Consider the following 15,856-nt stretch of genomic DNA (forward strand, 5'->3'; position numbering starts at 1 on the left):
TTAGAGCTATTAATAACCGGCTGCCGATTTTTTATTATTCTGCGGACTTAATTCTGCCTTTTGATTTAGCAACTACTTCATCCTGAACGTTTCTTGGTGCTGGTTCGTAGTGATCAAACTCCATAGTTGAAGTTGCACGACCAGAAGTAATGGTACGTAACTGAGTTACATAACCAAACATTTCAGAAAGTGGTACAGTTGCTTTAATTACCTGAGCACCATTACGGGTGTCCATACCTAAAAGCTGACCACGACGACGGTTCATGTCACCGATAACATCACCCATGTTTTCTTCAGGGGTTAAGATTTCGATTTTCATGATTGGCTCCATCAATACAGGGTTACATTTAGGCAATGCCTCACGGTAAGCCATTTTAGCAGCAAGTTCGAATGACAAAGCATCTGAATCGACTGCGTGGAATGAACCATCAATTAAGCGAACTTTCATGTCTGGAAGTGGATATCCAGCCAATACTCCGTTAGCCATCGATGCTGCAAATCCTTTCTCTACAGAAGGGATAAACTCACGAGGGATTGAACCACCAGTAATTTCGTTTACAAATTGTAATCCACCTTTTTCAAAGTCTGCATCGATTGGAGAAATCACAACCTGGATATCCGCGAATTTACCACGACCACCTGATTGTTTTTTGTAAGTCTCACGATGTTGAACAGATCCGTGAATTGCCTCTTTATAAGCAACTTGTGGCGCTCCTTGATTCACCTCTACTTTAAACTCACGTCTTAAGCGGTCAATCAGGATGTCTAAGTGAAGCTCACCCATACCAGAGATTACAGTCTGACCAGTTTCCTCGTCAGTTTGAACTCTAAATGTAGGATCTTCTTCAGCTAATTTAGATAAACCGATACCTAATTTATCGATATCAGCTTGAGTTTTAGGCTCAATAGCTAAACCAATAACCGGCTCAGGGAAATCCATAGATTCCAGAATGATCGGGTGTTTCTCATCACAAAGTGTATCACCTGTTTTGATATCTTTAAATCCTACTACTGCAGCAATATCACCAGCACCTACATTAGGGATTGGGTTTTGCTTGTTCGCATGCATCTGGAAGATACGGGAGATACGTTCTTTGTTCTCAGAACGTGCGTTATAAACGTAAGAACCAGCTTCTAAGTTACCTGAGTAAACACGGATAAAGCACAAACGACCTACGAAAGGATCGGTTGCGATTTTAAACGCTAAAGCTGCAAATGGCTCTTTTACATCTGGTTGACGGGTTACTTCTTCACCTGTGTCCGGGTTGGTACCAGTGATACCATCCACATCCATTGGCGAAGGCAATAATTCCATTACCAAATCCAACATGGTTTGAACACCTTTGTTTTTGAAAGATGAACCACAAACCATAGGAACGATTTTAGCATCTAAAGTTGCTTTACGCAATGCGTCAAGAATCTCACGCTCAGTGATTGAGTTAGGATCATCAAAGAATTTCTCCATTAATGACTCATCATAATCAGCAACAGCTTCTAATAAGTTCTCTCTCCATTCCGCAACTTCATCAACCATGTCAGCAGGAATTGGCACTTCAGTAAAGGTCATCCCTTTATCGTGCTCATTCCAAACGATACCACGGTTATTGATTAAATCAACAACACCAGTAAAGCTATCTTCTGCACCAATTGGCAATTGCAAAGGAACTGCATGGCTACCCAGCATATCTCTTACCTGCTTAACAACTTTTAAGAAATCAGCTCCTGAACGGTCCATTTTGTTAACGAAACCAATACGTGGAACTGCATAGTTGTTAGCTAAACGCCAGTTAGTTTCAGATTGAGGCTCAACACCATCAACAGCTGAAAATAAGAATACCAATCCATCCAAAACACGAAGTGAACGGTTTACCTCTACGGTAAAATCCACGTGTCCAGGAGTATCGATAACGTTTACCTGATATTTTTCACCACGGTAAGGCCAGAAAACTGTTGTAGCAGCAGAGGTGATTGTTATCCCACGTTCCGCTTCCTGTACCATCCAGTCCATCGTAGACGCACCTTCGTGTACCTCACCAATTTTGTGATTTACTCCGGCGTAATAAAGGATACGCTCAGTTGTTGTGGTTTTACCCGCATCAATGTGAGCCGCGATTCCAATATTTCTTGTAAATTTTAAATCTCTTGACATTTTATGATTCTGTATAATTAGAAACGGAAATGAGAGAACGCTTTGTTAGCCTCAGCCATTTTATGCGTATCTTCTTTTTTCTTCACTGCTGCACCTTCACCTTTAGCTGCTGAAACGATTTCACCTGCTAATTTCTCTTTCATTGTTTTTTCTCCACGTTTACGAGCGTAAGAAATTAACCATTTCATGCCTAAAGCAATTTTACGGTCAGGTCTTACCTCTGTAGGTACCTGGAAATTTGCACCACCCACACGACGAGATTTAACCTCTACTGCAGGCATTACATTTGTTAAAGCACGTTTCCATACTTCTAATCCGTTCTCACCAGCTTTTTTCTCAGCTAGTTCTACAGCATCATAAAAAATATCATATGCAATGGATTTTTTTCCATCATACATCATATTGTTTACAAACCTTGTCACCTGAACATCGTTAAATTTTGGATCAGGAAGGATAATTCTCTTTTTTGGTTTTGACTTTCTCATTTGTTTTTCCTCCTAATTATTTCTTTTTACCTTTTGTTGGTGCCGCAGCTACTTGTCCTGGCTTAGGACGTTTAGTACCATATTTTGAACGACGTTGGTTACGACCAGCAACTCCTGAAGTATCTAGTGCTCCACGGATGATGTGATAACGTACACCTGGCAAATCTTTAACACGACCACCACGGATCAATACAATGGAGTGCTCCTGTAAATTGTGACCTTCACCTGGAATATAGGCATTCACCTCTTTACCATTGGTTAAACGTACACGGGCAACTTTACGCATTGCTGAGTTTGGTTTTTTAGGGGTAGTGGTATATACACGTGTACATACACCTCTTCGCTGTGGACAGCTGTCCAACGCTGGAGACTTACTCTTGAACTCCAGTGCTACTCTACCTTTTCTAACTAATTGTTGAATGGTTGGCATTGTTCTTTTTTTGTTTTCTATTAATATTTAAAAACTTTACCCCTATAATAAGGGACTGCAAAGGTAAGACAATACATTTTATAAATCAAGGGGTTAACATAAAAATAATTCAGCGGAAACCTGACATCAGGCAGGGTAGATCACTAATCCGGGATTATCGCTACAGACTTCGGGAATCCTTCACGCAGTGTCTGCCTTTGGGAGGCAGCTGACTGGCAGGATACTATAAAAATGCAATGTAGAAACAGGTTCGAAACTGCTTCCAATGAACCCCGGATAGAACAGGGACAAAATCCGTGTTTCATCCGGGTGTTATCCGCAATTGATACGGCTTTTATTCCTCGCTTTTCCGAAGCAATTCCCAACCCCTCCCTTTTCTCCTCAGGTAAGGCAGATCATCACAAAAAACAGTCCCGCAAAACAAGCAGCAGATTTACATTGAGCCACTATGGAGTTAATAATATACCCAGTCCTAAATAATCCGCTTCCGTTTTATGGAGGTAAACTTTTGTCTGCACTGCGGCCCAGTCCATCACATAATACTTCAACCCTGCCGTCCAGTACGTCTTAACCTCTTCGGACGATTTAGAAAAATGATTATAATGCAGATAATATCCATACTTAGCCATGACAGCCAGGCGGTCCATCCAAAAATCAGGGCCAATAGCCAACCCCACCCTCCAGCGGTCCAATGAGGTTGCCAATGACTGGTCAGTCTGAAGATTATTTTGATAAACAGTATGGTAATAGACCGCATCTATGCCCGAGCTACAACCCAAAAGTGGATTTAACCGATAATTATACCCCGCATAAAGGCCCGTCTTATACAAGCCTTCCCGACTTCTCACTACTCCCCTGCGGCCAATGTTAACCCCAAAGTCAAACTGATGCCGGCTCAATCCCAGACGGTCCTTTCTCTCTGTTGTATCCCTTTTCGGCTGTCCTGATGAACGCAGCATCTGAAGAACTCCAAAGCTTAAACTACTAATGTTTATCCCATAATTAGGTGTTCTTATTGCTGCATTAGAAAAATGCAGCACATCCATTCCCGCGGATAATCGCGTGTAAGGCGCAACTTTAGCCGCTACTTTCAGTGCCATTCTGGAAGCAAAATTGAGGTGGCTTCCAATCAATATATTCCGGTTTGTGAAATAAGTCTGCCCCAGATACCCTATCCCCAAGCCCGGCGCAACCCATAACTCCGCATACTTAGATTTTAGCAACGTGAAGTTCAACGCCGCAACAATGGCATAGGCATCTCCAAATAAATTAGGTCTTGGATCTGAACTCAGTGTTACCTTTTCCATGTTCTTATAATTAAACACAAGGTCAACGCTGTTTAGACGAAGCATACGCATCCAGGGTCTTGGATGGTTGTTCTTCTGAATATGATAAGTCAATTCTCCACCAAAAGCAGAGCCGCGGAGCTTATTTCCAGCAGTAAAAAGCGCTAAAGAAATCTGGGGAGAGAACTCAAGACTGTTCCAGTGGTCCGACTTCTGTCGGCCATAACAATGGCTCGCCAATATTAATAGGCATAAAAATAATATGGCGCAAGAACAACGAACACCCCCTATGTAGTTCATTACGCAGCATATATAAAGAAAATAAACCTATTTAATGGAATGTATTCAAATAAAGTTTTTCAACTTTTTTTCTTGCCCAATCTGTTTTACGCAAAAACTTTAAACTGGACTTCAGGCTGGGGTTATTCTGAAAGCAGTCGATGCGAATCAATACACCCAATTCTGGCCAGCCATAATGCCATACCAGTTGTTTAACAATAAACTCCAGTGTTTTACCGTGCAATGGGTTATTTGGCTGTCCTGCTTCCGTCATGCGACAAAATTAAAAAGAATTTCCGGCTCTAATGACTAAATTTGTTGTAATCAGTTTTATTTAATCCATAACAGATGCAATTTAAATTAGGAGATTTTGTTCGTTTTGTAGACGAAAACATAGAAGGGTACATTACCAGAATCATAGATAAAGACACGATAGGCGTAACCGATTCCAATGATTTTGAAATTCCTGTCCAAGCGACAAAAGTTACCCTGGTACATGGAGAAATTCCCGACAACGACATTGTTTCGAATCGTCCGGCGGTAGTCGTACCTGAAGCACAATTTATTAAAGAAGGAATTTATCTGGGCCTGATCACAGATCAACACAGTAGTTCAGTGGCCCATTTTCACCTGGTTAATGAAAGTTCCTTTCAGCTTCTGGCCAGCCTGACCACAGAAAAAGGCGATCACTACAAAGGTGAGTTTGCAGCAATAGTTCCGGCACATTCGACAAAGAAAATCTATTCTGCCCAACTTGGAGACATCCAGATCTGGCCGAAATTTAAACTGGAGATCTTATTTCATACACCGGCAAATGTGGAGCCTAAAGATGCCATCATTTATCATGAACGCATCAAAGGAAAAGATCTTTCTGTAGCTAAAGAAGAAATCGCCCTGCTCAAACAAAAAGGCTGGCTGATCCGTCTTGATGCTGCCGAAGCCTTAATTGACGCAGAAAAACTTAAAGAAAGCTTTTTTAAAGCACGATAACACAAAAACCCAACGTAATGAAAAATCTATCCCCCCTCTTCGCGATTCTTTTTTGTATTCCATTAATGGCAGTCACCTGTAACCGCCCAATGGAAAAAGCCGATGAGCCCCGGCTGAAGGACATCAAATTACCTGATGGATTCAAGATAGCAGTTTATGCTAAGGTTGACAATGCCCGGTCTATGGCTCTTGGCAGCAATGGAACCGTTTTCGTAGGCAATCGCGATGGCGATAAAGTCTATGCCCTGGTAGATGCAGATAAGGATGGGGTGGCAGAAAAAACATACGTTATTGCCCAGGGATTAAAAGACATGCCAAATGGAATTGCCTTTAAAGATGGCAGTTTATACGTGGCGGAGGTCAGCAAAATCTGGCGCTTTGATCAGATAGAAGATCACCTGGCCAATCCGCCAAAGCCCATATTGCTGTACGATAAACTTCCTAAGGATACCCACCATGGATGGAAATATCTGGGTTTTGGACCAGACGGGAAGCTTTACTTTCCAATCGGGGCTCCCTGCAATATTTGCGACAACACAGATAAAGACAAGAGATATGCCTCCATCCTGCGGATGAATCCGGACGGAACAGGTCTGGAGATTTTTGCCAATGGGGTCAGAAATTCTGTTGGTTTCGACTGGAATCCCCTGACCAAAGATTTGTGGTTTACCGACAATGGAAGAGATATGCTTGGCGAAGACATTCCTGGAGATGAGCTGAACCGTGCCGATAAACCGGGCATGCATTTCGGTTATCCTTTTGTCCATGCCGGAGACCTCTTAGATCCGGAATTTGGGAAAGGAAAAGACCCTAAAAACTTTAGTGCCCCCCAGAGAAAGCTAGATGCACATGTCGCTGCTTTGGGAATGAAATTTTATACAGGAGACCAATTTCCAAAAAGCTATAAAAATCAGATCTTAATCCCGGAACACGGCTCATGGAACCGCAAAATCCCATCGGGTTATCGCCTGATGCTGGTTAAACTGGATGGGAATAAAGTATTGAGTTATGAACCATTTGCCACAGGTTGGTTAAAAGAAGGAAAAGCCTGGGGAAGACCGGTAGACATCCTGCAGTTACCCGATGGCTCCATCCTGGTTTCCGACGATTTCGCCAATCTGGTCTACAGAATCTCTTATAAAGACTAATATTTTAGATCAGAATATTGTCTTTCCAATTATTTTTTTGTAATCTGTTGCCCTAGTTAAAATAACAATAAATGAGCGCAACAGATTACAATTTTGACTTCCAAACCATTGGCAAAAAAACGCATGACCTTCTGATCAAATGGGGAGTCTCAGATAGCATTGCCGACTATATTAACCTGCTTGGACTATCACTGGTCCTTGCCATTGCAGTTTATCTCCTGCATTATGTCCTCAGACGTTTATTAAGGATCACCCTAATCCGCATTACAAAACGCACCAAGATTGATTTTTTCCATCATTTACTGGAAAATCGATTTTCTCATTTTGTAGCACTGACTACGGCTGTTGCGCTGGTAAAAAGTTCCATTCCGGTGGTATTTTATTCCTTCCCAAGTCTAATCGCCCCTTTAAATAAACTGACAGAAGTATACCTGGTCATCATCATCATTTGGCTGATCATCTCTCTCATCCGCTCCGGTGCAGACTCCCTAAGAAAAAAGTCTGCCTTCAAATCGAAGCCTATAGAAAGCTATATGCAGGTGATCAGAATCATCTTGTTTTTTATTGGCGCCGTGATCATCTTCTCCAACCTGACCGGAAAATCTCCACTTACTTTCTTTACGGCTATGGGAGCGATCTCGGCAGTATTGCTATTGATGTTCAAAGATACCATTATGGGGTTTGTGGCCAGCATACAAGTGAGTACCAATGATACTGTCCGTATCGGCGATTGGATTACCATGGCAAAATATGGTGCCGACGGTGATGTGGTAGAAATTAACCTGACCACGGTGAAAGTGCAGAACTTTGATAAAACCATTACCACCATCCCAACCTATTCCCTGATTTCGGATTCCTTTCAAAATTGGCGTGGCATGACACAATCCGGAGGAAGAAGAATAAAAAGAGCCATCTTTATCAGACAATCCACCATTCGTTTTCTTACTTATGAAGAAATTGAACAATTCAGAAGAATTCAATCCCTGACCTCTTATATCGACCACCGCCAAAAAGACATCGATAAACATAACGAACGTATTGGAGCAGATAAAAGCCTGTTGATTAACGGCAGAAACCTAACCAACGCAGGACTATACAGGAAGTATATCGACAACTACATTTCAAACCATACCGGTTTACATAAAAAGATGACGATGATGGTCAGGCAATTGGCCCCTACTCCTAGCGGCCTGCCACTGGAGATCTATGCTTTTACAGGCACTACCAAATGGGTTGACTACGAATACATCATGGCAGATATATTTGACCATCTGCTCGCTTCTGCCAGTTATTTCGATCTGAAGGTCCATGAAATGGACATCATCTCTCCTGATCAATAAAAAATCCCCTTGCGCAAATGCACAAGGGGATTTTTTTTATTCGATTTGAAAACTATTTAGTCCAGCTGTTATTTGCAGCATTGCTGTCGGGCAGTACCCGCTCCGGATCAAGTGTCACTGAAATTACTTCCTCTGTGGTCGGATAATTAACCGTCCACTTCGTGTTACGCATCCAGACATCTACCGGAAGCTTAATGATATCAGTCTTTCCACTCTTTGTTTTGATTTCAATAATCACTGGCATTGGCATTTTTTCCAAATTTGCAACCACGATATCATAACCCGTTCTTGCACCATCTTTGGTCAGTTCCTTCACCTCAGAAATGGCCTGATCTGTTTTCCAGTTTTCCATAAACCAGCCTCTCCAGAACCAGGAAAGATCCTCTCCTGCGCCATTCTCCATTGCACGGAAAAAGTCGAAAGGACTGGGGTGTTTATAGGCCCAGTTTTCAATATATTTTTTAAAGGCATAATCAAAACGATCGGCACCTAAAACATGATTTCTTAATACGTTCAAGCCCCAAGACGGTTTATAGTAAAGGTTTACCCCAATATTGGCCTCCTTCATCGCATCAGGACTTAACATCACATATTCTAAGGCGTCATTACTTAAATACTTAGCAATACCCTGCATATTTTCAGGTTTGCTCTTATACTCTCCATTATTGAATGCTGCTTTAGACAAACCATTGATAAAGGTGTTAAAGCCTTCGTCCATCCAGCCGAATTTACGCTCATTACTTCCTACAATCATTGGGAACCAGGTATGTCCGAATTCATGATCAATTACCCCCCAGGCGCTTCCATTTTTTGCATTCCAGCCACAAAACACAATTCCCGGATATTCCATCCCCCCAACATTACTGGCTACATTTACCGCCATTGGATAAGGGTATTCAAACCATTTGTTGGAATAATACTCTATGGAAGATTTCACATACTCTACACCCCGGCCATAACTATCTTTACCATTACTCTCTACCGGATGTGCAGAAACCGCAAGCGACTTCTTCCCACTTGGCAGGTTAATCCTGGCGGCATCTAAAACAAATGCTTTTGAAGAAGCCCAGGCAACATCGCGGGTGTTTTTAATTTTAAATTTCCAGGTTAATGTCCCTTTTGCAGGGCGGGATTTTGGATCCGTTACTTCCGACTCAGATCGGATCGCAATGGTTTTATCACTCAGCTTAGCGGCATTCCAGCGCGCCAACTGTTCGGCAGTAAATACTTCCTGTGGATTTAACAGTTCACCAGAGCCCATCACAATGTGATTTGCAGGTGCGGTAACAGAGAAATCTACATCTCCGTATTCACAATAAAACTCGCCTGCTCCCCAATACGGTAAAGTATTCCATCCCAGAATATCATCATACACACTCATTCTTGGAAACCATTGTGCAATGGCAAAGATCTCTCCGTTTTTGGTGACCAGGTGTCCCATGCGGTCCGAACCATTGATAGGGATCACAAATGAAAAATCCATTTTAATAGTGATCGTCTCCCCGTTCGCCGCCAAAGGCTCATTCAGACGGATTTGCATCCTGGTGTCTTCTGTCAGGGAAGTGAATTTTACAGGCTTCGCTTTTTGAGACACACTTAAGCCTTCAATTTTATAACCGCCTTCTACTTTCTCCCCTCTTGCACCATACCTGCTGCCTGCAGCAATCAGGGAATTTCCTCTTGACTGCTCCGCGAATAGATTCTGGTCGAGCTGTAACCATAAAAATGGCAGCTTATCGGGACTATTATTTTTATAAGTAATGGTCACAGATCCTGTGACGCTGTTTTTTGCTTCATCCAGCTTTGCCGTAATGTGATAATCTGCACGGTTCTGCCAGTATTTAGCACCGGGATATCCATTTGCGGATCGGTATTCATTGCCATTTTGTGTGTAAAAAAGCGGATTGAATGCAACGTGAGGGTCATAGTTCCCTGTGGTTTGTTGCCCCATGGAACTGAAACCGAATGCGCATAACAAGGCCAGTAATAGGGTGGGCTTATTCATGATGTTTAGTTGTTGGTTTTAGATTCGAACTAAAGGTATAAAATGAAATGTTATACCTGACCATTGTAACGGTTTTATTAGTTCGCCTTCAATTTAGGCATCGGATAGACCTTTCGTTGTCCGGCAGGAAGTTTAAGCCAGCTATGGTAAGCCTTAACAATATAATAGGTATAGTTAAAAGGGCGCTCGTCCCTGATCAGTGCTTCTGTTGGCCGGTATATGGCCATAAAGTCCTTGAGGTCCTCCCCCTTTAGCTTCACGAGCTTAGTGATCGTCTCTTCATTAAAATTCTCCCTGATTTCCGTTTCATACACATCCCGCTCTTCCAGCCTTCTTTCCTTCTCCCGCTCCCGCTTCATTTTGCCATAGCCCAGGTTAAACATCATCCCTCCGGCCCTGTCGTTATTTCCTTTGCCCCTTAGTCCATCCGAGCCAAATCGTTTTGATTCTTTTGCATCCGGGTCCCGGTATAACACGGAAGGATTTACTTTTGCACTTAAAATTTCCACCTCTTTTAAGGTTTTCGAATTTCCGGGCAGGAAAATGGTCTTTGGTTTCAGGTCTATCAGAAAAAGTGTATCTGTATGATAACCAACAAAAGAAAACTCAAGCAGATCCCCTATTTTAGCGGGAATGGTAAACTGGCCGGCAGCCTTCGTTCTTGACAATTCTTTACTGTTCAGGTTCCGCACAATGACATCCTGAATAGGAAAAGTTTTATTATCGTAATCATACACCGTACCAGATACAGAAGTTTGTGCCCAGACGCCGAAAGGGGCAATACAGATGAACAACAAGAATAAATACTTAACCATATTCAAATGTAACGCTGTTTTTACGCCTTGATTATATTTTAACAAAATTTAACAACAGCGTGTCAATTACTTCAAAAGGCTTTGGTAACTGTCTTCCTCAAAACCGATGAGTACCGCTTTCTGATCAAGCTCAACAACGGGCCTTTTGATCGCACTGGTATTTTGCAATAAAACCTGAACTGCCGATGCCTGATCAACAACCGCATCCTGCTGTTCCTTAGTCAGCTTTTTCCAGGTCGTTCCTTTTTTATTCAAAACCTTTTCCCAGCCAAAAGCTACACACCATTCATTCAGCTTTTCAGCGGTAATGCCACTCTTTTTGAAGTCGTGGAACTCGGGATTAAATCCATTCTCTGCCAACCAGGTCCTGGCTTTCTTTACTGTATTACAATTTGGTATTCCGTATATGATCATATCAGCAAAAATAAAATTTATTATCATTAATATTGTTGTTGATTTTATCTCTCTCTGTGGGGGGCGACTTGAAATTGCAAAAGAGGTAACCAAAAACCAAGTTCAGTACAGGACAGCACCGAATTTAAACCCTTTTGTGGAACACTTTAATTTCAATCCTAATTCACAATTTTAGATAAGTTCTTAACATCTAATTGTTCATGTCTATGCTTAAGCTAACTTTTAAACAACAAGTATTAACAGGTTTTACTGTTTCCTTATTGTTTGTCCTCGTATCTGCCATCACTTCTTACTTCGGTGTGGAGAAACTGAATGAAGATACAAAATGGCAAAGCCATACTTACGAGGTCATTGACCTGATCAAGACGGTAGAAACTCAGGTTCTGAACTCAGAAAGCGCCTTACGTGGATTTATTTTGTCGCAGAAAAGTTTGTACCTAAAGCCCTACAATAGAAATGCCCCCCTGATACTCGAGACGGTCCAGAATTTAAAGAAACTGATCAGTGACAATCCTGAACAAGAAGAAAGGGCCGATTCTTTGGATTCCTACGCGCATAAAAAAGTGGCAGAAATGCAGGAAGTGATCCGGATTTACGACAGTAAGGGACAGGCAGGAGCTACAGACCGCGTACTAAACGGAGGTGGGCAACATTATAAGGACCAGATGCTGCTCATCAGCAAAAAAATGATTGAGACAGAATTTCGCCTGTTGGCAGAACGGAAAGCGAATACCGCAAGCAGCAGTCAGAGAAGTACCTGGATCATTTTACTCAGCTCTTTAATTATATTTTCTCTGATTCTCTTTCTCTTTACCTATATCAAAAGAACATTTGATCAGCAGAAATTAACAGAAGTTCATATCAGAGAATCAAATCTCCAGCTGGAAAAACTTTCTGTTGAAAATGAACAGAAAAACTGGCTTTTATCAGGCGTAACAACCGTAAATGAGGCGATGCGTGGAGAACAGGAGATCGAGGAGCTTTCGGTCAATATCATTACGAGGGTCAGCAATTACATCAATGCCCCTATCGGTGCTTTCTTTCTGATCAACAGCGCAAAAAAGACTTTCAAATTTACCGGAGGATATGCCTATCAGCCTAAAAAAGGAGAAACAAGCCAGTACCCTATCGGAGAAGGGCTCATAGGTCAGGTTGCCTCAGAGAAACGGGTTAAACTACTCAACAATATCCCTTTGGATTACCTGAAAATCAGTTCAGGTTTGGGAAATACCTCGCCAAAATGTATTTACCTTGTTCCTATTGTATTTGAAGATGAGACCCTGGCCGTGATTGAGCTCGGCCTTCAGGAGAACCCTGATGAGAAAACAATATTATTCCTGAACAGCATTAGCGAAAGTGTTGGTGTTGCAGTAAACAGTGCAATCGCAAGAGTAAAACTCAGAGCGTTGTTCGAACAAACCCAGCAACAGGCCGAAGAACTGGAGAGCCAACAGGAAGAACTGCGGACCACCAATGAGGAGCTGATGTACAAAACAGACCAGCTTCAGTCGTCGGAAGAAGAATTGAGGGTACAACAGGAAGAATTACGCCAGACCAATGCGGAGTTGGAGGAGAAAGCACAACAACTGGAAGAACGCAACATTTCGATCAACCAGGCCAGAGAAGCGATTAGCTTAAAAGCTGAAGAACTGGAGATTTCCAGCAAATATAAATCGGAATTCCTGGCCAATATGAGTCATGAATTAAGAACACCATTGAATAGTATTCTGATCCTGGCAAGGATCTTAAAAGAAAACAGGCCTGAAAACCTGAATGAAGATCAAATTAAGTATGCCGGCGTTATTCATAATGCAGGAAATGATTTACTCAGTCTCATCAACGACATTCTGGATTTATCAAAAATAGAATCCGGAAAGGTAGACCTAAGCATAGAAACGGTAAAACCAGATGCCATTAAACATGGGATGGAATCCCTGTTTACCGAGCTTGCCAGAAGTAAGAAGATCCAGTTCAACACCATCATCGAAGATGACCTGCCGGACTATATTTTTACCGATCAGGCCAGACTGGAACAGATTGTTAAAAACTTACTCTCCAATGCCTTCAAATTCACACCGGAATACGGTCAGATCACACTCAGCATCAGCAGACCATCCAGAGGAACCCGCTTTTTCTCTGACCGCTTAAGGAATACAACAGAAGAAATTATCGGCATCACGGTAAAAGATTCGGGCATCGGCATTCCCGAAGACAAGCAAAAACTGATCTTCGAGGCCTTCCAGCAAGCTGACGGATCTACGAGCAGGAAATTTGGCGGAACAGGACTTGGCCTTTCCATCAGTAAAGAACTGGCGTACATTCTTGGCGGAGAAATCCAGGTGAACAGTAAACCTAATGAAGGAAGTACCTTTACTTTATTTGTACCAAGAAATAATTCCTTCCAGCTTCCCGAGCACCTGAACAATTCTCCTGCAGAAGAAGCAGTCATCATTCCGTTTGTTCCGGAAATGGCAGTCAGCCCGGCAAAACAAGCGGATGATCCTCAGACTTTACTGATTATTGAAGACGATGTGGTTTTCGCAGATGTATTAAATGACTATGCACTGGAAAAAGGATTTCAGCCAATTCTCGCACATAGTGGCGATACCGGCCTGGAAATGGCCTTTTCTCATTTACCGGACGCCATCGTCCTGGACATTATGTTGCCGGTAATGGACGGCTGGACCATTCTGAAAAAGTTAAAGGCTGATCCAAGAACCAAACACATCCCGGTACATATGATGTCGGCGGGAAATGAAAAAGCCAGCAAAGCTAAAAAAGAAGGCGCCATAGGCTTCCTGAAGAAACCAGTTGAAAAAGAACAGCTGGATGAAGCTTTTAACCTCCTTAGTGCCGCTTACCTGAAATACAATTTCAAAAGCGTGTTAGTGATCGAAGATCAGGAGTTACAAAGCAGGGAACTGACCCAACAGCTGACTGAAAAAGGGGTAGATGTCAAACAGGCATTCACAGGAAAAGAAGCATTGGACCTTCTGGACGATCAGGTCTTTGATTGTATTATTCTGGATTTGAAGCTTCCCGACATTTCCGGATTTGATTTGCTCGACCAGATCAAATCGCAGGCCCTGCATGCACATATTCCCGTGATCATTAACACTGCGATGGAGCTGGACCAGGAAAAAATGGCCCATATCATGAAGTATACCGATGCCATGGTACTGAAATCAAACAAATCCAACGATCGCTTAATCGATGAGGTCAGCTTATTTATCAATAAACTTAAACAGGATGGCCCCTCTGCGCCTGCAAAACCAGGAGCAGTGAAAGGCAAAAGCGTTTCTACGATGGAGAAGGTCCTGAAAGACAAAACCATTTTAATCACTGATGATGACATGCGGAACATCTTCGCCCTTTCCAGTGCATTACAGCTTTATGACCTGAAGATCGTGATCGCCAACAACGGCAGAGAAGCCCTGGAAAGACTGGAAGATTCAGAGCAGATTGACCTGGTACTGATGGACATTATGATGCCTGAAATGGATGGTTATGAAGCCATGAAAGCCATCAGAACGGAAAAACGTTTCGCCAAACTACCGATCATTGCATTAACGGCAAAAGCCATGAAAAATGATCGTGAAAAATGTATCGAAGCCGGAGCAAATGATTATATTTCTAAACCGGTTGATATGGATAAACTATTGTCAATGTTAAGGGTGTGGTTAAGTTAGTATGCATAAGGAGGAGGATTACATCAGCTATGATCAATTATCAGAACTAATTGATTTTATAAAAAACATTCATGGCTTTGATTTTAGTGACTACTCTGCAGCCTCTCTGAAAAGAAGGGTGACGAGGATCATGCAACTGCAAAAACTAAGCTTATTTGACTTACGTACCTTATTGACAAACGACCATGATTATTTCGAATCCTTTTTGATCGAGATCACCGTTAACGTGACAGAAATGTTCCGGGACCCTGCGTTTTACAGGTCGGTGAAGGAAAACATCATTCCCTACCTCCGCTCCTATCAAAGGATTAAAGTTTGGAATGCAGGTTGCTCTACGGGAGAAGAATTGTACTCGTATGCGATCATGTTTGCCGAAGAAGAGTTGTATGACCGGAGTTTCTTTTACGGAACCGATATCAATAATGATGTACTGGATTTCGCCAAAGATGGGATCTATGATTTACAAAAGATGAAGCAGTATTCTGAAAATTATCAAAAGACAGGAACCATGCATACGCTTTCTGATTTCTATACCGCACGCTATGAAGCAGCATCAATCAACCATTCCCTTAAAAAAAATCTGTTGTTCTCGGCACATAACCTGGCTTCGGATGGCGTATTTAACGAATTTCAAGTCATCTCCTGCCGCAATGTATTGATCTATTTCAATACAGATCTGCAAAAGAAGGTGATTGAGTTATTCTATAATAGTTTAGCTAATTTTGGGTTCCTGTGTTTAGGGGCCAAAGAAACTTTAAGAAGTACAGAAACCGGTCGTTTTAAAATTATTGACAAGAAAAATAACATTTACCAAAAAATAGCCTAG

General features: G+C 42.1%; 13 protein-coding genes. 5 read left to right on the plus strand and 8 right to left on the minus strand.

Going from position 1 to position 15,856, the window contains the following annotated elements:
- Positions 1-34: 34 nt before the first annotated feature.
- From fusA to AAFF35_RS26250, 5 genes are all read right to left on the minus strand, one after another.
- Positions 35-2,149, minus strand: a complete 2,115-nt coding sequence (gene fusA / locus AAFF35_RS26230) for an elongation factor G (protein ID WP_342329446.1) — start codon at positions 2,147-2,149, stop codon at positions 35-37.
- A gap of 17 nt (positions 2,150-2,166) precedes the next feature.
- Positions 2,167-2,634 carry a 30S ribosomal protein S7 gene (rpsG, locus tag AAFF35_RS26235; protein WP_008244596.1) on the minus strand — a complete coding sequence of 156 codons (468 nt, stop codon included), beginning with the start codon at positions 2,632-2,634 and terminating at the stop codon, positions 2,167-2,169.
- Positions 2,635-2,650: 16 nt separating this feature from the next.
- Entirely contained in the window at positions 2,651-3,064 is a 414-nt protein-coding gene (rpsL, locus tag AAFF35_RS26240) for a 30S ribosomal protein S12 (protein WP_008244597.1), read from the minus strand.
- Between the two features lie 446 nt (positions 3,065-3,510).
- The gene (locus AAFF35_RS26245; protein ID WP_342329447.1) at positions 3,511-4,590 is read right to left on the minus strand and encodes an acyloxyacyl hydrolase; all 1,080 of its coding nucleotides are present in this window, start codon (positions 4,588-4,590) and stop codon (positions 3,511-3,513) included.
- Positions 4,591-4,681: 91 nt separating this feature from the next.
- Positions 4,682-4,903: a VF530 family protein gene (locus AAFF35_RS26250; RefSeq protein WP_342329448.1), complete on the minus strand. Its 222-nt coding sequence runs from the start codon at positions 4,901-4,903 to the stop codon at positions 4,682-4,684.
- 74 nt (positions 4,904-4,977) lie between these two features.
- On the opposite strand from AAFF35_RS26250, the gene AAFF35_RS26255 reads away from it, so the two are divergent.
- The 3 genes from AAFF35_RS26255 to AAFF35_RS26265 all read left to right on the plus strand — a co-directional run bounded on the left by AAFF35_RS26255 (position 4,978) and on the right by AAFF35_RS26265 (position 8,107).
- On the plus strand, positions 4,978-5,619 hold the full coding sequence (locus AAFF35_RS26255) for a hypothetical protein (RefSeq protein WP_342329449.1): 642 nt from the start codon (positions 4,978-4,980) through the stop codon (positions 5,617-5,619).
- Positions 5,620-5,636: 17 nt separating this feature from the next.
- Positions 5,637-6,767 (plus strand): sorbosone dehydrogenase family protein, encoded by a 1,131-nt coding sequence (locus tag AAFF35_RS26260; protein WP_342329450.1) that lies wholly within the window; start codon positions 5,637-5,639, stop codon positions 6,765-6,767.
- 71 nt (positions 6,768-6,838) lie between these two features.
- Positions 6,839-8,107, plus strand: a complete 1,269-nt coding sequence (locus AAFF35_RS26265) for a mechanosensitive ion channel domain-containing protein (RefSeq protein WP_342329451.1) — start codon at positions 6,839-6,841, stop codon at positions 8,105-8,107.
- 52 nt (positions 8,108-8,159) lie between these two features.
- On the opposite strand, the gene AAFF35_RS26270 is transcribed toward AAFF35_RS26265, so the two are convergent.
- From AAFF35_RS26270 to AAFF35_RS26280, 3 genes are all read right to left on the minus strand, one after another.
- Positions 8,160-10,112 carry a M1 family metallopeptidase gene (locus AAFF35_RS26270; protein WP_342329452.1) on the minus strand — a complete coding sequence of 651 codons (1,953 nt, stop codon included), beginning with the start codon at positions 10,110-10,112 and terminating at the stop codon, positions 8,160-8,162.
- Between the two features lie 77 nt (positions 10,113-10,189).
- Positions 10,190-10,927: a hypothetical protein gene (locus AAFF35_RS26275; RefSeq protein ID WP_342329453.1), complete on the minus strand. Its 738-nt coding sequence runs from the start codon at positions 10,925-10,927 to the stop codon at positions 10,190-10,192.
- Positions 10,928-10,993: 66 nt separating this feature from the next.
- Positions 10,994-11,341 carry an arsenate reductase gene (locus tag AAFF35_RS26280; protein WP_342329454.1) on the minus strand — a complete coding sequence of 116 codons (348 nt, stop codon included), beginning with the start codon at positions 11,339-11,341 and terminating at the stop codon, positions 10,994-10,996.
- A gap of 206 nt (positions 11,342-11,547) precedes the next feature.
- Here AAFF35_RS26280 and AAFF35_RS26285 point away from each other — a divergent pair, with 206 nt between their 5' ends.
- Positions 11,548-15,030, plus strand: coding sequence for a response regulator (locus tag AAFF35_RS26285; protein ID WP_342329455.1), 3,483 nt, complete (start codon positions 11,548-11,550; stop codon positions 15,028-15,030).
- A gap of 1 nt (position 15,031) precedes the next feature.
- Entirely contained in the window at positions 15,032-15,856 is an 825-nt protein-coding gene (locus tag AAFF35_RS26290; protein ID WP_342329456.1) for a protein-glutamate O-methyltransferase CheR, read from the plus strand.

The organism is Pedobacter sp. FW305-3-2-15-E-R2A2 (genome assembly GCF_038446955.1).
Taxonomy (GTDB): Bacteria; Bacteroidota; Bacteroidia; order Sphingobacteriales; family Sphingobacteriaceae; genus Pedobacter.